The 15,098-nt window shown below is 43.4% G+C and carries 10 protein-coding genes; 5 read left to right on the top strand and 5 right to left on the bottom strand.

Features of this window, described 5'->3' with window-relative positions; all coding sequences use genetic code 11:
* Positions 1–212 precede the first annotated feature (212 nt).
* The 5 genes from ACWYU8_RS01640 (at position 213) to ACWYU8_RS01620 (ending at position 6,957) form a co-directional block, all read left to right on the top strand.
* Positions 213–2,051 carry an extracellular solute-binding protein gene (locus tag ACWYU8_RS01640; RefSeq protein WP_457516563.1) on the top strand — a complete coding sequence of 613 codons (1,839 nt, stop codon included), beginning with the start codon at positions 213–215 and terminating at the stop codon, positions 2,049–2,051.
* Positions 2,052–2,756: 705 nt separating this feature from the next.
* Positions 2,757–3,761 carry an NAD-dependent epimerase gene (locus ACWYU8_RS01635; protein WP_457516562.1) on the top strand — a complete coding sequence of 335 codons (1,005 nt, stop codon included), beginning with the start codon at positions 2,757–2,759 and terminating at the stop codon, positions 3,759–3,761.
* Between the two features lie 57 nt (positions 3,762–3,818).
* Positions 3,819–4,568, top strand: a complete 750-nt coding sequence (locus ACWYU8_RS01630) for a glycosyltransferase family 2 protein (RefSeq protein WP_457516561.1) — start codon at positions 3,819–3,821, stop codon at positions 4,566–4,568.
* A complete protein-coding gene (locus ACWYU8_RS01625; protein ID WP_457516559.1) occupies positions 4,565–5,236 on the top strand; it encodes a TVP38/TMEM64 family protein in 672 nt (223 codons plus the stop codon). Before ACWYU8_RS01630 ends, ACWYU8_RS01625 begins: the two co-directional genes overlap by 4 nt.
* Positions 5,233–6,957: an ArnT family glycosyltransferase gene (locus ACWYU8_RS01620; RefSeq protein ID WP_457516558.1), complete on the top strand. Its 1,725-nt coding sequence runs from the start codon at positions 5,233–5,235 to the stop codon at positions 6,955–6,957. Before ACWYU8_RS01625 ends, ACWYU8_RS01620 begins: the two co-directional genes overlap by 4 nt.
* 90 nt (positions 6,958–7,047) lie before the next feature.
* Here ACWYU8_RS01620 and ACWYU8_RS01615 read toward each other — a convergent pair whose 3' ends face one another.
* The 5 genes from ACWYU8_RS01615 to ACWYU8_RS01595 form a co-directional block, all read right to left on the bottom strand.
* Positions 7,048–7,617: a PqiC family protein gene (locus ACWYU8_RS01615; RefSeq protein ID WP_457516557.1), complete on the bottom strand. Its 570-nt coding sequence runs from the start codon at positions 7,615–7,617 to the stop codon at positions 7,048–7,050.
* Complete coding sequence (gene pqiB, locus ACWYU8_RS01610) at positions 7,617–9,263, bottom strand: intermembrane transport protein PqiB (RefSeq protein ID WP_457516555.1); 1,647 nt, start codon at positions 9,261–9,263, stop codon at positions 7,617–7,619. The genes ACWYU8_RS01615 and pqiB overlap by 1 nt, the downstream gene beginning before the upstream one ends.
* Positions 9,256–10,578, bottom strand: coding sequence for a PqiA/YebS family transporter subunit (locus ACWYU8_RS01605; RefSeq protein WP_457516553.1), 1,323 nt, complete (start codon positions 10,576–10,578; stop codon positions 9,256–9,258). Before ACWYU8_RS01605 ends, pqiB begins: the two co-directional genes overlap by 8 nt.
* A gap of 215 nt (positions 10,579–10,793) precedes the next feature.
* Positions 10,794–11,798, bottom strand: a complete 1,005-nt coding sequence (locus tag ACWYU8_RS01600) for a substrate-binding domain-containing protein (protein ID WP_457516551.1) — start codon at positions 11,796–11,798, stop codon at positions 10,794–10,796.
* Between the two features lie 175 nt (positions 11,799–11,973).
* Positions 11,974–15,066, bottom strand: coding sequence for a beta-galactosidase (locus tag ACWYU8_RS01595; protein WP_457516549.1), 3,093 nt, complete (start codon positions 15,064–15,066; stop codon positions 11,974–11,976).
* Between the last annotated feature and the right edge of the window lie 32 nt (positions 15,067–15,098).

Genomic DNA, 15,098 nt, shown 5'->3' with positions numbered 1-15,098 from the left:
ATACTATGTCGGGGATGCATTTACTGCGTTGTAAGGTCTAGGATGACCTGGTGAATCTCATTGAAATTAATATAGAAGTTGGCAGGATGTCGCTTCGTATTATACTCCTCTTACTTTCTTATTTGCGTGCAATACTTCTCGCAGATTTTGTGAGCTTCACTCACGGTCTTCCTTGTCTCAGCCTTAGATCGCAATCATAACAAGGAAGAAAAATGACCAAGAAACTGCCATTTTCAGTACTTGCAATATTAACTGCTGCCAGTTTTCAACTGAATGCCGCGGAATTGCCAGCTGATATTGAATGGACCTCAAATAATAACGAGCCTCTGTTTGCTTCTGAAGAAGCGGTTCATGGTGGCACTTACCGCACTTATATCGAAAGTTTTCCACAAACGTTACGTAGTGTTGGCCCTGATGCAAACTCGGGTTTACGCCAGTACCTGATGGATGGTACGCCAAAAATGGCACAACGCCATCCAAATACTGGCAAGTGGATTCCTCAACTAGCTAAGGCATGGGCGTTTGGTGAAGACAATAAAACCGTTTATTTTCAGCTAGATGAAACCGCAAAATGGTCGGATGGTGAGAAAATTACCGCCGACGATTACGTCTTTATGATGCAGTACTACACATCGAAAGATATTATTGACCCTTGGTACAACGACTTTTTCACCAACAGCATTGTGAGTGTAGAAAAAATCGATGACTACACTATTCAAGTGAACCTTGCGGTTGCTCAAAGCCATGACTCTCTGATGGTGATGATCAATATGCCGAGTAATGGCTTCCAGCCACGTCCAAAGCACTTCTTTGAAGGTGAAAAAGACGAGAATAATGACGGCATGCCAGATAACTTCGTTCGTAATTTCAACTTTAAAGCAGAACCGACGGCTGCAGCTTATTACCTGGATGAGGTGAAAAAGGGCAAAAGCGTAACGTTTAAACACGTTGGTGAAGAGTGGTGGGGTTACAACAACCGTTACTATAAAAATCGCTACAACGTTGACAAAGTACGTATTACTGTCATTCGCGATCCTGATATCGCTCTGAAGCACTTTGAAAAAGGTAACTTAGATTACTTTGAAATGGTGTTGCCTAGTTACTGGCACGATAAAACGAACGGTGACGTTTATAAGAACGGTTACATCGAGAAGTATTGGGGATTCAACCAAGCTCCTCAAGGCGCGGGTGGCATATGGATCAACACCGCGATGCCTTTGCTTGATAATCTTGAAGTACGTAAAGGTATTATGGTGGCGACCGATTTCGACGGTATGATTGAAAACATCATGCGCGGAGATTACTCGCGTAAGCCTCATGGCCTGGGTTTTGGTCACGGTGAATACGATGATCCAAATAATACAGCGCCGAAATTTGATGTGGATGCGGCAGTTAAGCATTTTGAAAAAGCAGGTTTTGCTACCATTGGCGCAGATGGCATTCGCGTGAATGACAAAGGCCAACGTTTAAGCTTTGCAATTACATACGGATCGAACTCCTATACGCCTCGTATCGCTTTTCTGAAAGAGCAAGCTAAGTTGGCAGGCCTTGACTTTACCCTTAACTTGGTTGACGGTTCGTCAGCATTTAAGTATATCCTGGAGAAAAAACACCAGTTGGCTTTCTTGAACATGGGCTCGGGTGAGATACCTGCATACTGGGAATATCTGCATTCGGATAATGCGAATAAGCCTCAGACTAACGCGCATACGAACTTCAGCAGTCCTGAACTGGATAAGCTGATAGAAGCGTATGACTCTGAGTTTGATCAGCAAAAACGTTACGCGCTATCACGACAAATTCAAGATTACGTGAGCGAAGCAAACATCATTGTTCCTGGATACATGGTGCCTTATTCACGAGTGGCTCATTGGCGCTGGGTGAAGATTCCAAAAGATGGTATGACGAAACTGACAGAGTGGGTTCTGCATCCAATGGATATTGGTAACTTCTGGATTGATTCCGAAGTGAAGAAAGAAACAGAAAAAGCGATGAAAAACGGCGAAACCTTCCCTGAAGTGAGCGTTGTGGATGATCGTTACAAGCTATAATTGCTGCTTTAACTGAGACACTTACAAAGATAGGCCCCGGATCTATGATTCGGGGCTTTTTATTATCACGGTTCTTATACCCAAATGACTTCAAGATGCCGGATTCAGAGCGTTGTCACTGATGCTAGTTCAAGGAAAAGAACGCAGCGGAATAGCAAGCTCTTTCCAAGTTATTTGACGCAGAAATTGTGTCAGTGACACGCTCCCGAAGGGCGAGTTGTCTTGACTCTCAGTCTTGTTAACGATTTTTGATTTAGAACCACTAGATCTTCAAATCGTTGCCGCGTCTGATAGCCAAGTCATTCTCGCTGAACCAAGCATCTCGAGGTTATTTGGGTATAGTCTATCGATTTAACATGATTACTATTTTATTTATTAAATATTGTAATGGATGAATGAAATAATAATTCATCACTTATAGTCATGCTTTTTAATATATCGGAATACAATAGCTGACGAATTTCTATAAATGAAAACTATTATCATATTACAGAAATATTAAATATATTAAGAGTGTGATTAAGATCATAATGTGATTGTATCTTTCAGTTAAATTTGTTTTGTTACTGAACGTTTCAGAATAATCTAGAGCAATATCACAACATATGTTTTTAAATCTGTCTCATAAATTATAATTTGTTAATAAACTTTACATTTCAACAAATTATTACTAATTTTAACTGATGGATTTTTTGGTTCGAATTTATGAAGTACTTAGTTACTGGCGCTGCTGGTTTTATTGGTAGTGCAACTGTTAGAAAACTTAACGCTCTAGGGCATGAAGTGGTCGGAGTTGATAACCTCAATGATTACTACGATGTGCAACTCAAACATGCAAGATTACAATTCATAAATAACCCCTTATTTCGTTTCTATCCTATTGATATTTCAGATAGGGAAGAAATAGAAGCCCTTTTTAAAAAAGAAAATTTTGATCGAGTCATTCATCTTGCTGCGCAAGCTGGCGTGAGATATTCAATAGAAAACCCTCACAGTTATGTGGAATCTAATTTGACTGGGTATTTGAATATACTGGAAGGCTGTCGTCAGAATAAGATTCAACACTTGGTTTATGCCTCTTCCAGTTCCGTTTATGGATTAAATAATAAAGTCCCATTTTCGACATCAGATAGCGTTGATCACCCTGTATCTCTCTACGCTGCGACCAAGAAGTCGAATGAGTTAATGGCTCATTGTTATTCCCACCTCTATCAAATTCCGACGACGGGACTAAGGTTTTTCACAGTATATGGTTCTTGGGGACGGCCCGATATGGCGCCATTTATTTTTACCAAGAAGATACTGGATGGGGAAACGATAGACATCAACAATAATGGCGATATGTGGCGGGACTTTACACATATTATCGACATTGTTGAAGGTATAGTACGCATCGCGGATGTCATTCCTGCTGAAAATGCTCAATGGACGGTGGAGAGCGGCTCACCAGCGAACAGTTCAGCGCCTTTCGCGGTTTACAATATCGGCCATGGTTCACCTATCAATCTTATGGACTTTATTAAGGGGATAGAAACAGAACTCGGCATTGAAGCTAAAAAGAATTTCAGAGAAATGCAGCCGGGGGATGTGTATCGAACTTACGCAGATACAGAAGATCTTTATGCGGTAACGGGGTATAGACCAGCGGTATCAATACAAGAAGGTATTGCAGAGTTTGTTTCCTGGTATCGAGAGTTTTATAACAAGTAAAATGAGTTATCGCTATAGGGTTTAGCTCTATAGCACGTTTGAGCAAGGTTAGTGTGCATGTTGCCGAGTATATCAGTTGTTATCCCTGCCAAAAATGAACAAGGGAATATCGGAAAGTTAGTTAAAGAAATTCATGATAGCTTGAAGGCTTATCCCGAAGTAGAAATTGTGATTACTGATGATGGTAGTACCGATAATACTGTAAAAGAAGCGCTTGAAGCCGCACAGGAATGTGGTTGTGATCTGCAAGTCGTAAGCCATGAGAAAAGTTGTGGGCAAAGCACTGCGGTTTTAACGGCCGTTAAACACGCGAAAGGCGAATGGATTATCACCTCAGATGCTGATGGTCAGAACGATCCGTCAGATATGCCAAGTATGCTTGAACTTGCTGCGAAAGTGACTAATCCGCACTTCTGTATCGCGGGTTATCGGGCGAAACGACTAGATACAGCTTGGGTCCGCTTTCAGTCCAAAGTAGCTAATAAAGTTCGTCATGCGTTATTGGGAGACGGTGTGCCTGATTCTGGTTGTGGTCTGAAAATCATCCCTAAAGCGACTTATTTACGTTTGCCATACTTTGATCATATGCACCGCTTTTTACCAGCGTTGATCAAGTCACTTGATGGCGAAATTGTGGTTCACCAAGTCGCACATAGGGACAGAGAAGCCGGGACGTCGAATTACAACGCATGGAACAGAGCGTGGGTAGGTATCGTGGATTTGCTTGGCGTGATTTGGCTACAAAGACGTACGAAAAACCCAATGGTGAAAGCGGTTAGTGTTGCAGGTACGAATCAACAACAATGAAGAAGTGGCTAAAGCTTTTTTTACTGATTGCTGTCGGGGTTTTGATTGCGAATCAGCTGGATAATCCCGTTTTGGTTCATTTAACCGATAAAAACTGGCTGGTTGGTTATATTCAACAAAACGGTATGACGGGCGAAGTGGTGATTTTCACTTTCAGTGTTATATTTTTATCTTTGAGTGGACCAAAGCAAGCTATCGCACTAGTTTTTGGCTATTTATATAATATAAACCTAGGTGTGACGTTAACATTATTAGCTTGTATTTTTGGTGCTACTTTTAATTATTATTGCGCAAGGTTTATATTCACAAATTGGCTATATCGTCATTTTCCCAAAAAAATGATTAAATTTAATTCATTTGCCAGCCGTAAACCATTTTATAAAATATTACTCTTACGTTTATTTCCGATAGGAAATAATGTGGTTACTAATGTCTTATCAGGTAGCGTACGCGTTCCTTTTTTTGCATTTATTTCTGCAAGTTTAATTGGTTATCTACCTCAAATCATAATATTTGCTCTGATGGGAGCGGGTATTCAATCGTCCAGTAATGCAATGATCTATCTCAGTGTTTTCTTTGGAGTTTTTAGCGCTGTACTTACCGGTTTTCTTTATAGAGACCATATTAAGAGCCGCGTTGAACTATTAAATATGGAAGAGGAACTATGAATCCCGTTGTCGCGAAGTCCAGGCAAATTTGGCAAAACGAAAACTATTACCAAACACTCGGCTTCTTGTTAATCCTCGCGATTATCATTATTTTTTCTGGGATCGGTTTACGTGACCCTTGGCCTGCGGATGAACCACGTTTTGTTGAAGTTGCTCGTGAAATGGTTCAATCCGGCAACTGGTTCTTTCCAACACGAGGCGGAGAGCTTTATCCTGATAAGCCGCCAGTATTTATGTGGTCGATGGCGGTATTTTACTGGTTAACAGGCAGTATAAAAGCGACATTTATGTTGCCTAACGCGATTGTTAGCTTAATCGCGTTAGTTTGCTGTTATGACATTTCTGCAAAACTGTGGAATGTGAAAACCGCTCGAAGCGTCGGCTTCTTATTGTTGCTTGCTCCGCAATTTATTATCCAGTCTAAAGCTGCTCAAATAGATGCCATGGTCGCTGCTTGGATCACCATTGCTATGTATGGGTTACTGCGGCATTTCTTTATTAAAGCCAGTTGGGCCTGGTACTGTGTCGCTTGGGTTTTCATGGGGCTAGGCATTATTACCAAAGGAGTCGGATTCCTTCCTGCTTTATTCTTGCTGCCAGTCTTAGCCCTTCACTTTACTGGAAAACACCGATTCGATGATGCGATATCCTGGAAACTCTTGCTTGGTCCGGTATTCATGCTTGCGACTATCGCGTGTTGGTTTTTACCGATGATGATGCTTGTGGAGACGAGCAATAATCCTGACTTTGTTGCTTATAAGAACAATATCTTGTTTAAGCAAACGGGTGAGCGATATGCGAACTCTTGGGGACATATAAAGCCATGGCATTATTTCGTTGTGAGCGTCATCCCTGTTATGTGGTTTCCACTGTACTTTGTGTTCTTCAATAAGAACTTCTGGAAACAGTTACGTCTGTCTCCGGTTCTGATTAGCCTGCTGTCTTGGATTGTACTAGTTGTGATCTTTTTTAGTTTCAGCCCGGGTAAGCGTGGAGTATACATTTTGCCAGCGCTGCCAATGATGGCGATATTAGCTGGTTACGCTTTCAGCCATCAGTCCTGGCCTGCATGGACAAACAAATTACTTAAAGCCTTAACACTTGTAATGGGCTTGGCTCTTTTTGTTGGTGCTGTGATGGTAGCGCTGGAGGTGAAAGCGATCACCAAACATTTAGATGACTATAAATCAGCGTTACCTTTCGCGGCATTCTTTTTAGTCGCGGCGATAATTTGGGGATTGGCCTTCTTCAAATCTCGCACTGTCCCAGCCATAGGCGCATTTTGGGTTGCGTTGTCGCTTACATGGGTTTGGTATAGCTTTGCTGGTTACATGCTACTTAATCCAATCCGTACACCAGCGCAAGAAATCATGCTGGAAGCTCAAAAAGCGATTGGTGAAGACGGCGAATTAGGTCTCACACAATTTAAAGAGCAGTTCTTGCTGTTTTCACCGGTTTCATTAACGCACTTCAGTTATTTATCTAATCATATCGAACAAGAGCGTAATGCATGGCTATGGATGAAGGAGAAACCAAAACGCTTCATCTTGACTCACGACGGACAAGATATGCATTGTTTTGATATTCATAAAGGAAAGTCACTCGGAACCGCGCATCGTAAAGATTGGATGTTATTGGATCAAACGAGTGTGCTTGATACCTGTGAACCGCCGAAAAGCATCAAACGTTATGAGTTACATCTAGTTGAACCATACTTATGATGTTTGTGTGTTCTACTTAAAAACAGCAGGGGGAGCGTGATGCTCCCCTTTTTATTTGAATCTGTCCAATTTTGTATCTGACCAAGTTTTTTAAAGCTGTTGGGCAATGTTATCCGTGAGTTTACTCAGTCCAGCTGATAATGCATTGACCAGCGCGTCGTAACCCTCATCCTGCAAAGGCACGATGGTTTTGATTTGAGAACGGCGTTTGACTTTGCCTTCTGCATCAATCAGCATCCATTCTCCTTCAAGTTCAGCGTTACCCTGATAATTTCCATTGAACTTATTCAAGCTTAGTTGCAGCTTATTCTCGCTACTCTGGTCTAGCAGGCTATGAACTTTAACTGGCCAATAGTGGTTTTGCTTTTGGCGAAGATCCGCAATAACACGTTGCGTAATTTGCTCTGAAATACTCTGTGCCCACTGATTGTGTTTCGCTTGAATGATCTGAGACTCAGAAGTGCGGTAGACAATGCCACTATTATTTAAGTAGCTGGCCAGTTCCACAGGGCGAACAACTAACAGCGGGCGTTCAGTCATTACAGCGCTACTCGGTAATTGCGACTCTGATTGAGGTAAAAGATACATCGAACCTGTCGATTCCGGTGCGCTGCTACAACCGGCTATTAGTGCAGAAACTAACAGAAATACACGTTTCATTATTTTTGCCCTCTTACAGGTACAGGATCACTGACTTCATCTTCTCCAAATACTAATGAATTTGGTTTTTCGTTCAGTTGTTTAAGGACAGGTTTAAACTCTGTCATCACTTTTTCCAGCTCTTTGAGTGTGGATTCCATTTCGGTGTACATGGTTGAGTTAGGGCCGTAGCCATCAAGTGTTTTTTGCAGCTGTTGCAGACTCTGGCGAATATCCGCCGGGATCTGCTGGGTATCGTTCTGACTTAACAGTTTATCGATACTGCTTGCCACACGTTCCGCCGAAGCTAATGTACGTTCGGATGTTTTCAGAGTTTCGTTTAAAGAGGTTAGCGTATCTTCCATTGGTAACTTATTGAGCTTGTCCAGGAAGTCATTGACTTGTTTCTGAACCTGAGCAAATCCGCCACGCATGGTAGGGAATACCTCTAAGCCTAAAAACTCGTCTGGGACGTATTGCTCGGCATCCGGATAGAAATCAGTGTCGATGTACAGGGCGCCAGTAATTAAGCTGCCAGTTTTTAGCGTACCACGCAAACCTTTGGCAAATTCCGCTTTCAATTTATCTTTATAATTAGACATCGAATCCGGGTGGAATTCTTCGAATAAGCGGCCTAACTCGATACGTACCAAGACCGGGATTCTCTTTACAGAAAAGCTTTCTTCTTGTGTTGGGAATCGTAGCGGTACTCTCATTACCGTACCAATGCGCAGGCCGCGGTACTCAACAGGTGCTTTTGCTTTGAGACCACGAACCGATTCATCAAACAACATGACAAACTCGATGTAATCATCATACATACCTTCGCGAAGCTGTTTAACATCGTCATACAAGCGGAAATTTGCCATGTCTTCCGTTAGTGGATCACCTGAATCCATACCTGGAATAGAATCAAAAGTCACGCCGCCGGTAAGCAAGCTTTCAATAGAGCCGAATTTTAATTCAAAGCCTTCGGTATTCAGTTGTAAATCTACGCCGGAATTGAGCCAAAACTTGGTGCGGGTGCGGACTAAATTGTCGTAAGGCTTAAAGATAAAGAGCTGATAAAGCGCTCGACGAGTATCGACATCAAAACTGGTTTTTTCTACGCGACCAACGGTAAAGCCTTTAAAGATTACCGGGTCGCCGACGCCAAGTTTTCCTGCTTCACGGTGAGTTAATACGAGTCTGCGACCTTCGGCATCAGGTGCTGCGACTGGAGGTACATCCAGCACAGTAAACTTTTCTTTCTCTTCATCTGATTTACCGGGTTGAAGCTGAATGTAAGCACCTGACAGTAAGGTCTCTAAGCCCGATACTCCATCCCGGCCAATACGAGGTTTGACGACCCAAAACATCGTGTCGTCTCTGAGCATACGAGCCGCATCTTTGTTCATTTGCGCTTTGGCAATGATGTGGTCGTAATCTTCGCTAAGCGTCACTTCGGTGATGACGCCGACTTTAACGTTGAGTGCTCTTATCTCGGTCTTACCCGCTTCAATACCATCTGCTGTGGGTAGCTGTAATGTGATTTGTGGGCCTGTACTGTTGATGTATTGGAACAGCATCCACGCCCCCATGACTAGCGCAAGGATCGGTACAATCCATATCGCAGAAACCTGCTTTTGCGGTTTTATTTGAGCGGTTGTGTTGTTCTCATCACTCATATTTAGATTTCTCTTTTAAGTTCTCAGACATTGGCTCTTGCGCTTCACTCTGTGGTAATTGCCACAATAAGCGAGAATCAAAAATCATCGCAGAGAGCATGGTGAAAATAACCACCGCAGCAAATGATAATGCAGCAGGGCCAGGATAAATCGCCATAAGATTGTGCAATTGAACCAGCGCAACCAAAATAGCGACAACAAAAATATCAATCATTGACCAACGGCCAATAAATTCAGTTAAACGATATATCTTCAAGCGTGAAATACTTTCTTCTGTTGGAAGGTATTGCGCTTTTTGAGCTTGATAATACAACCACGCCAGTGTCAACATTTTCGCCATCGGAATAAAAACACTGGCGAAGAAAATCACCATGGCAATCGGGTAGGAGCCTAAGTGCCAAAGTAATATCACCCCCTCCATGATGGTCGAGCCTTCTGAGTGACCAAGGCTAACGGTGTACATCATCGGGTAGAGGTTGGCCGGAATATAAAAAACGATGGAAGCAAACAATAAAGCCCACGCTTTTTGTAAATTGTCTGCCGGATTGTACTTGTGAAGCGGACTTTTACAGCGAATGCAGGACTTTTCTTCAATATGATTGATCTGGTGGCACGTATGACAGCCAATGTGGTTATGGTTGTGATGAGTATCGCCTTCTGTGACATCTGGTAGTTCAATCGCGGGAATAAAGTGTCCCCATAACCAGCTTTTATCGACCATTGAAATACACTTTACGACTAAAACGGTATATACGCAGAATGCCCAGAAAGAGGTTCCCATGCCTATATCGGCGAGAGAAGCGATTTTGATTAAGCTGACTAACACGCCAATCAAAAATACATCGACCATCAACCAGGGTTCGACCTTAAACAAAATCCGGCACAAGACTTTGGCCATCCGCTGTTGCTTTTTAGAAGGGGTATGTTTGCGCGTTTTTAATGCTTCAAAATGAAGAAAAAGAATCAAACCCACATAGATAGTAGGCAGGACAACAACGGTCGCAAGTAGCAATATCCCTAGAAGGACGTTTTGGAATTCTGCCAGCATTTTTGCAGCGTGCAGCAAGGTGATCTCTTGAGATAGTCCCTGGACACTAAAGGACATAAACGGAAATGAGATGCTAAGTACCAGCATGATCAAACATGCCGATGAAATCGCAATCACACTTTGATATGGCTTCGCGTTAACTTTAGTGAGTGAGTGTGAGCAGCGAGGGCACTGTGCTTTTTGTCCTTGTTCAATGTCTGGAATACGGACAACAAGACCACATTCTTCACATGAAATTAACTGACGTGAATTAGGTTGAATACTCATGGAATAGGATTGTAAATCATTTATCCGAACAAGACTCTGTTTTACAGTAGATACTTATATAAGGCAAAGCTTTTAACAAAAATTATACTTGCATTTTAGTAACCAATTGGTGTAGGTGATTTTCATACTTGTTATTATTTTGCGCACAAATAAGTTGAGTGCAAATTAAGTAAGATGAGCCTACTGAAAATGAGGTTTAGGGTTCGGGATTCAGTTTATTTGATGCTGGCTACCGACGAGCGTCTTACTAAAATAGGCATAAAGAGCTTGTGCTCGGTTCGTTCAGCTTCTTCTGAGTTGACCAATTGTAGAGAGAGCTTCACTGCCTCGTTGGCCATGACCTGAATCGGGTAGCGAATTGTAGTGAGGCGAGGGTAGATATAACGGGCTATATGACCGTCATCGAAACCAATCACAGACATATCTTCAGGAATTCGAATGCCGTTTTCTTGTAGCAGGGTCATACAGCCTGCAGCCATGTAGTCGTTGTAGGTGGCGACAGCTGTGATTGGAACGTTCTTCGCCAGTAGATTCACCATAGCTTGTTCACCACCGGTTTCATCGGGTTCACCGTATTCAATATACTCTTCACGAATTTCGATACCGTTGTCACGTAGAGCGTCCAGATAACCTTCTCGTCTGTCGCGAGCATCTTCGATATCGTGACTGGAGCAAATGTAGCCGATGTGCCTGTGGCCATTACGAATTAAATGCTCGGTAGCGATGTAAGAGCCTTTTCGGTTATCTAATGCGATACAGCGAGAGGCAATCTCGGGAACAATACGGTTGATTAACACCATACCCGGAATTTCCTTTGCTAGCTTGCACAGCTCTGAGTCACTCATCCCTTTACTGTGAACGACTAAAGACTCACATTGGCTGTTAATCAGCAAGTTTATCGCGTTACGTTCTTTGATCGCATCGTGATATCCACTGCCGATGAGAAGTTGTTTTTCTTGCTCACTAGCGATGGTATCGATGGCTTTAACCATGGTGCCAAAGAAAGGGGCGGAAACGTCGTTGACTAATACACCAATCGCATTCGAAGATTTGCTGACCAAAGCTCGAGCATTGGCATTAGGGCGATAGCCCAGTTTTTCCATTGCTTCTTTTACTGCAACAATGGCAGCTTCACTGGTGTGAGGGGCGTTATTGATCACGCGTGATGCGGTAGCAATCGATACTCCTGCTTCTTTTGCGACGTCTTTGATGGTAGCCATAGGAAACTCAGAATCTTTAATTTCAGCTATTTAACTATGAAGACAGTAGGAACTCAATTAGTGAGATAAGAATAGTGATGGTGTTTCAAGGTTTTGTATTAATTACGGGTAGATTTGAATGAAAAATCCCCAAACCGGAATTTGGGGATTGAAACGATGGAGAGTCTAGCTCACCTTATTGAGCGGGCTGAAACGACACTCGGTATGCATAGTGATTGTCGGTAAGCTGGAACTCCTTATGTACGCTCGGACTCCAAGAGTCATCACCACCTACACCCATATGTTTATGATCCAGACGCAGATAAACCTTTTCTTCTTTGACTATCTCATTGGTGTGCTTCGCTGCTGTCAAAGCGTGCTGCGCATATTGGCTAACACTGAACTGGAAATCACCAGAAATGATCAGGTCGTTAATTTCTAAATTCCGAGTACCACAGCGCAATCCACTGTCCGTAGGGAAGATATAAGGCGTGTGCATTTGTTCCAATGTTTGAGTGTGCAGACCAAAGCGCGCAGCAGCTAAACGATCCGGATAGTTCTCAAACGGACCTAAACCTTGCCACGTTACCGTCGTATTTTGCTCTTGTAGTGGCAATTGCATTTCCAAACCAATACGTGGCATAGGAGGTAAGTTATCCGCCAATTTCACATCAACGTTCAGTTGCATTCTGCCATCATTGTTTAGGATATAAATCCAAGTCGTGATAGCCTGCACGTCTCCGTTGAAGTGGTATGCATAGATAGATGTCACTTGTACTGCCTGCTCAAGCGTCTCGCTTTGGCAAGTCACACATTCACGTTCCCACTGACCAATACCAGCCATGTCCCATCGGCATATCCAAGCGTTAGGATCGACGTTGTCAACTTCGCTTACACCAATGTCGTTATCCAGCGGAGCACGGAAGAAGTTGTCTTGCGGCGCTGCCAGCATTTGAGTTTTACCTTCTACTTGCCAATCAACCAGCAAGCCTGTGTGGCGATCCCAGCGCCATTGGTATTTTTCGTCTAAGCTAGCCACCAAAATGGCGTTATCTTCTTGAATCAAAGAAGGAATTGGTTTTGATTCCAGTTTCGGTATCACCAGGCCAGAGTTGTTACGCAGAGAACATTGTTCTGTCGCGCAAACATGACCCGCAGGAGCCCATGGCGTCTCTTTTATTAAGGTAATGTCCGTGTTTAAGTGATACACAGCGTCTGCTTTTGGTTCGAAACTTAGTTCGATTTCCAACAGGGCTTGGCTATTGGCTTCGATATCAAGCAGTGTTGAGCCAGACTTAACCACTTTGCCGTCTTCCAATAGTGACCAGTTTAGCTGTTCATTATCAGTGGAGCGGAAAAGGTTTTCATTGTTGACTAGCAGTTTACAACGCTCTTTTGTTTGCTCTTGGAGTGATACGGTGATCATGCGCTGGCAATATTTTGCTTCTTCTAATGTTGGATGTACGGTGCGATCAGGGAATATCAGCCCGTTGATACAAAACTGGCGGTCATTAATTTCATCGCCGAAGTCACCACCGTATGCCCAGAAGTGCTTGCCATTTTCATCCCACTGACTCAAGCCTTGGTCTACCCAATCCCAGATGAAGCCGCCTTGTAGGCGAGGAAACTCGCGGAAAGCATCCCAGTATTCGTTAAAGCTACCCAAGCTGTTGCCCATCGCATGAGCGTATTCACACAAGATAAGAGGACGTGTTTCATTTGGTAATGAAATCCATTTTTTGATTGGCCACTTAGGTACCGCTTCGTCTTCGATTACCGTATTCACACGTGCATACATTGGCGCAATGATGTCGGTAGCCGTAGTATTTGAGCCGCCACCTTCGTACTGGATAGGACGTGATGGATCGTAGTTCTTAGACCAAGCGTACATGGCGTTATGGTTGCTGCCATGACCAGACTCATTACCCAAAGACCAGATAATGATAGACGCGTGGTTCTTATCGCGCATGACCATTTGCGTGTAGCGGCTCATGTAGGCGTTTGCCCACTGTGGATCGCTCGACAGACGGTTCATCGGCTGCATACCATGAGTCTCAATGTTTGCTTCATCACATACATATAAGCCGTATTGGTCACACAACTCGTACCAACGTGGGTGATTCGGGTAGTGGGAGGTACGTACCGCATTAAAGTTATGCTGTTTCATTAAACAGATGTCACGAACCATGTCTTCTTCGGTCATTACATGTCCGAGCTCAGGGTGATGTTCATGGCGGTTCACGCCGCGAATCAACAGTGGTTTACCATTTAACTTCAATTGCCCATCGGTGATCTCTACTTTACGGAAACCAACTTGATAGGCTTCGCTTTCCAGATGTGTGCCGTTTTCGTCCAGTAGAGAGACAACAAGGCGATATAGGTTTGGTGTTTCTGCCGTCCACTTTTGCGGATCATCCACGTGCAGGTTTTGAAACACAACGTCATTCCATGAACCGCGCTCGTCAATCCGGCGATTATTCGGTGTGTCGAGACGAGGCTTCGTTACGGCGTGCTCGCCATCAAATAATTGAACCTGAACTTGGTATGTGTCTGGCGCTGAAATATGGGTCACGACAGACAAAGAACCATCGCGATAGCAGGCGTCCAGATCCGGAGTGATGAAAACATCTTCAATACAGTGTTGTGGTTTAGATAACAAAGTCACATCGCGGAAAATGCCGTTTAACCACCACATGTCCTGATCTTCTAAGTAGCTACCATCACTCCAGCGGATCACCATGACTGCGAGACTATTCTCTCCTGCGACCAAATGAAGTGTGAGGTCGAATTCAGCTGGAAGGCGGCTATCTTGGCTGTAGCCAACCCACTTACCGTTACACCATAAATGGAAAGCTGAGTTAACGCCGTCAAAAATGATGCGTTGTGTATTTGTAAGTTCTTCTGCAGTAAGAGAAATCGTTGTGCGGTAACATCCGGTTGGGTTGTCTGCTGGTACAAACGGAGGATTCACCTCAAATGGATATTTGACGTTAGCGTAAATAGGCTTGTCGTAACCTTGCATCTGCCAGTTTGAAGGAACAGTAATGTCATCCCAATGGGTATCATTGAAGTGTGTTTCGATGAACTCGCCGTCGACCTGCTCTGGCGCTTCGAACAGCTTAAACTTCCACTGACCATTGAGAGATTGTCGCTGAGCATGAATATCGTCACGGGCATGGTCAATATTGCGATAGCTAGAAAGCGGGCTATGTGCTTTCAGGCAGTGAATGTTCACTGATTGTGGGTTTTCCCAATCGCGTCGTTGAATAATATCTGAAAATGCCATCATGTTTCCTACTTAATTTTTTATTTCTAATCTTG

It is taken from the genome of Vibrio limimangrovi (assembly GCF_054064025.1).
Note: the sequence above shows the minus strand (reverse complement) of the source record. Positions and strands in the feature narration are given on the sequence as shown.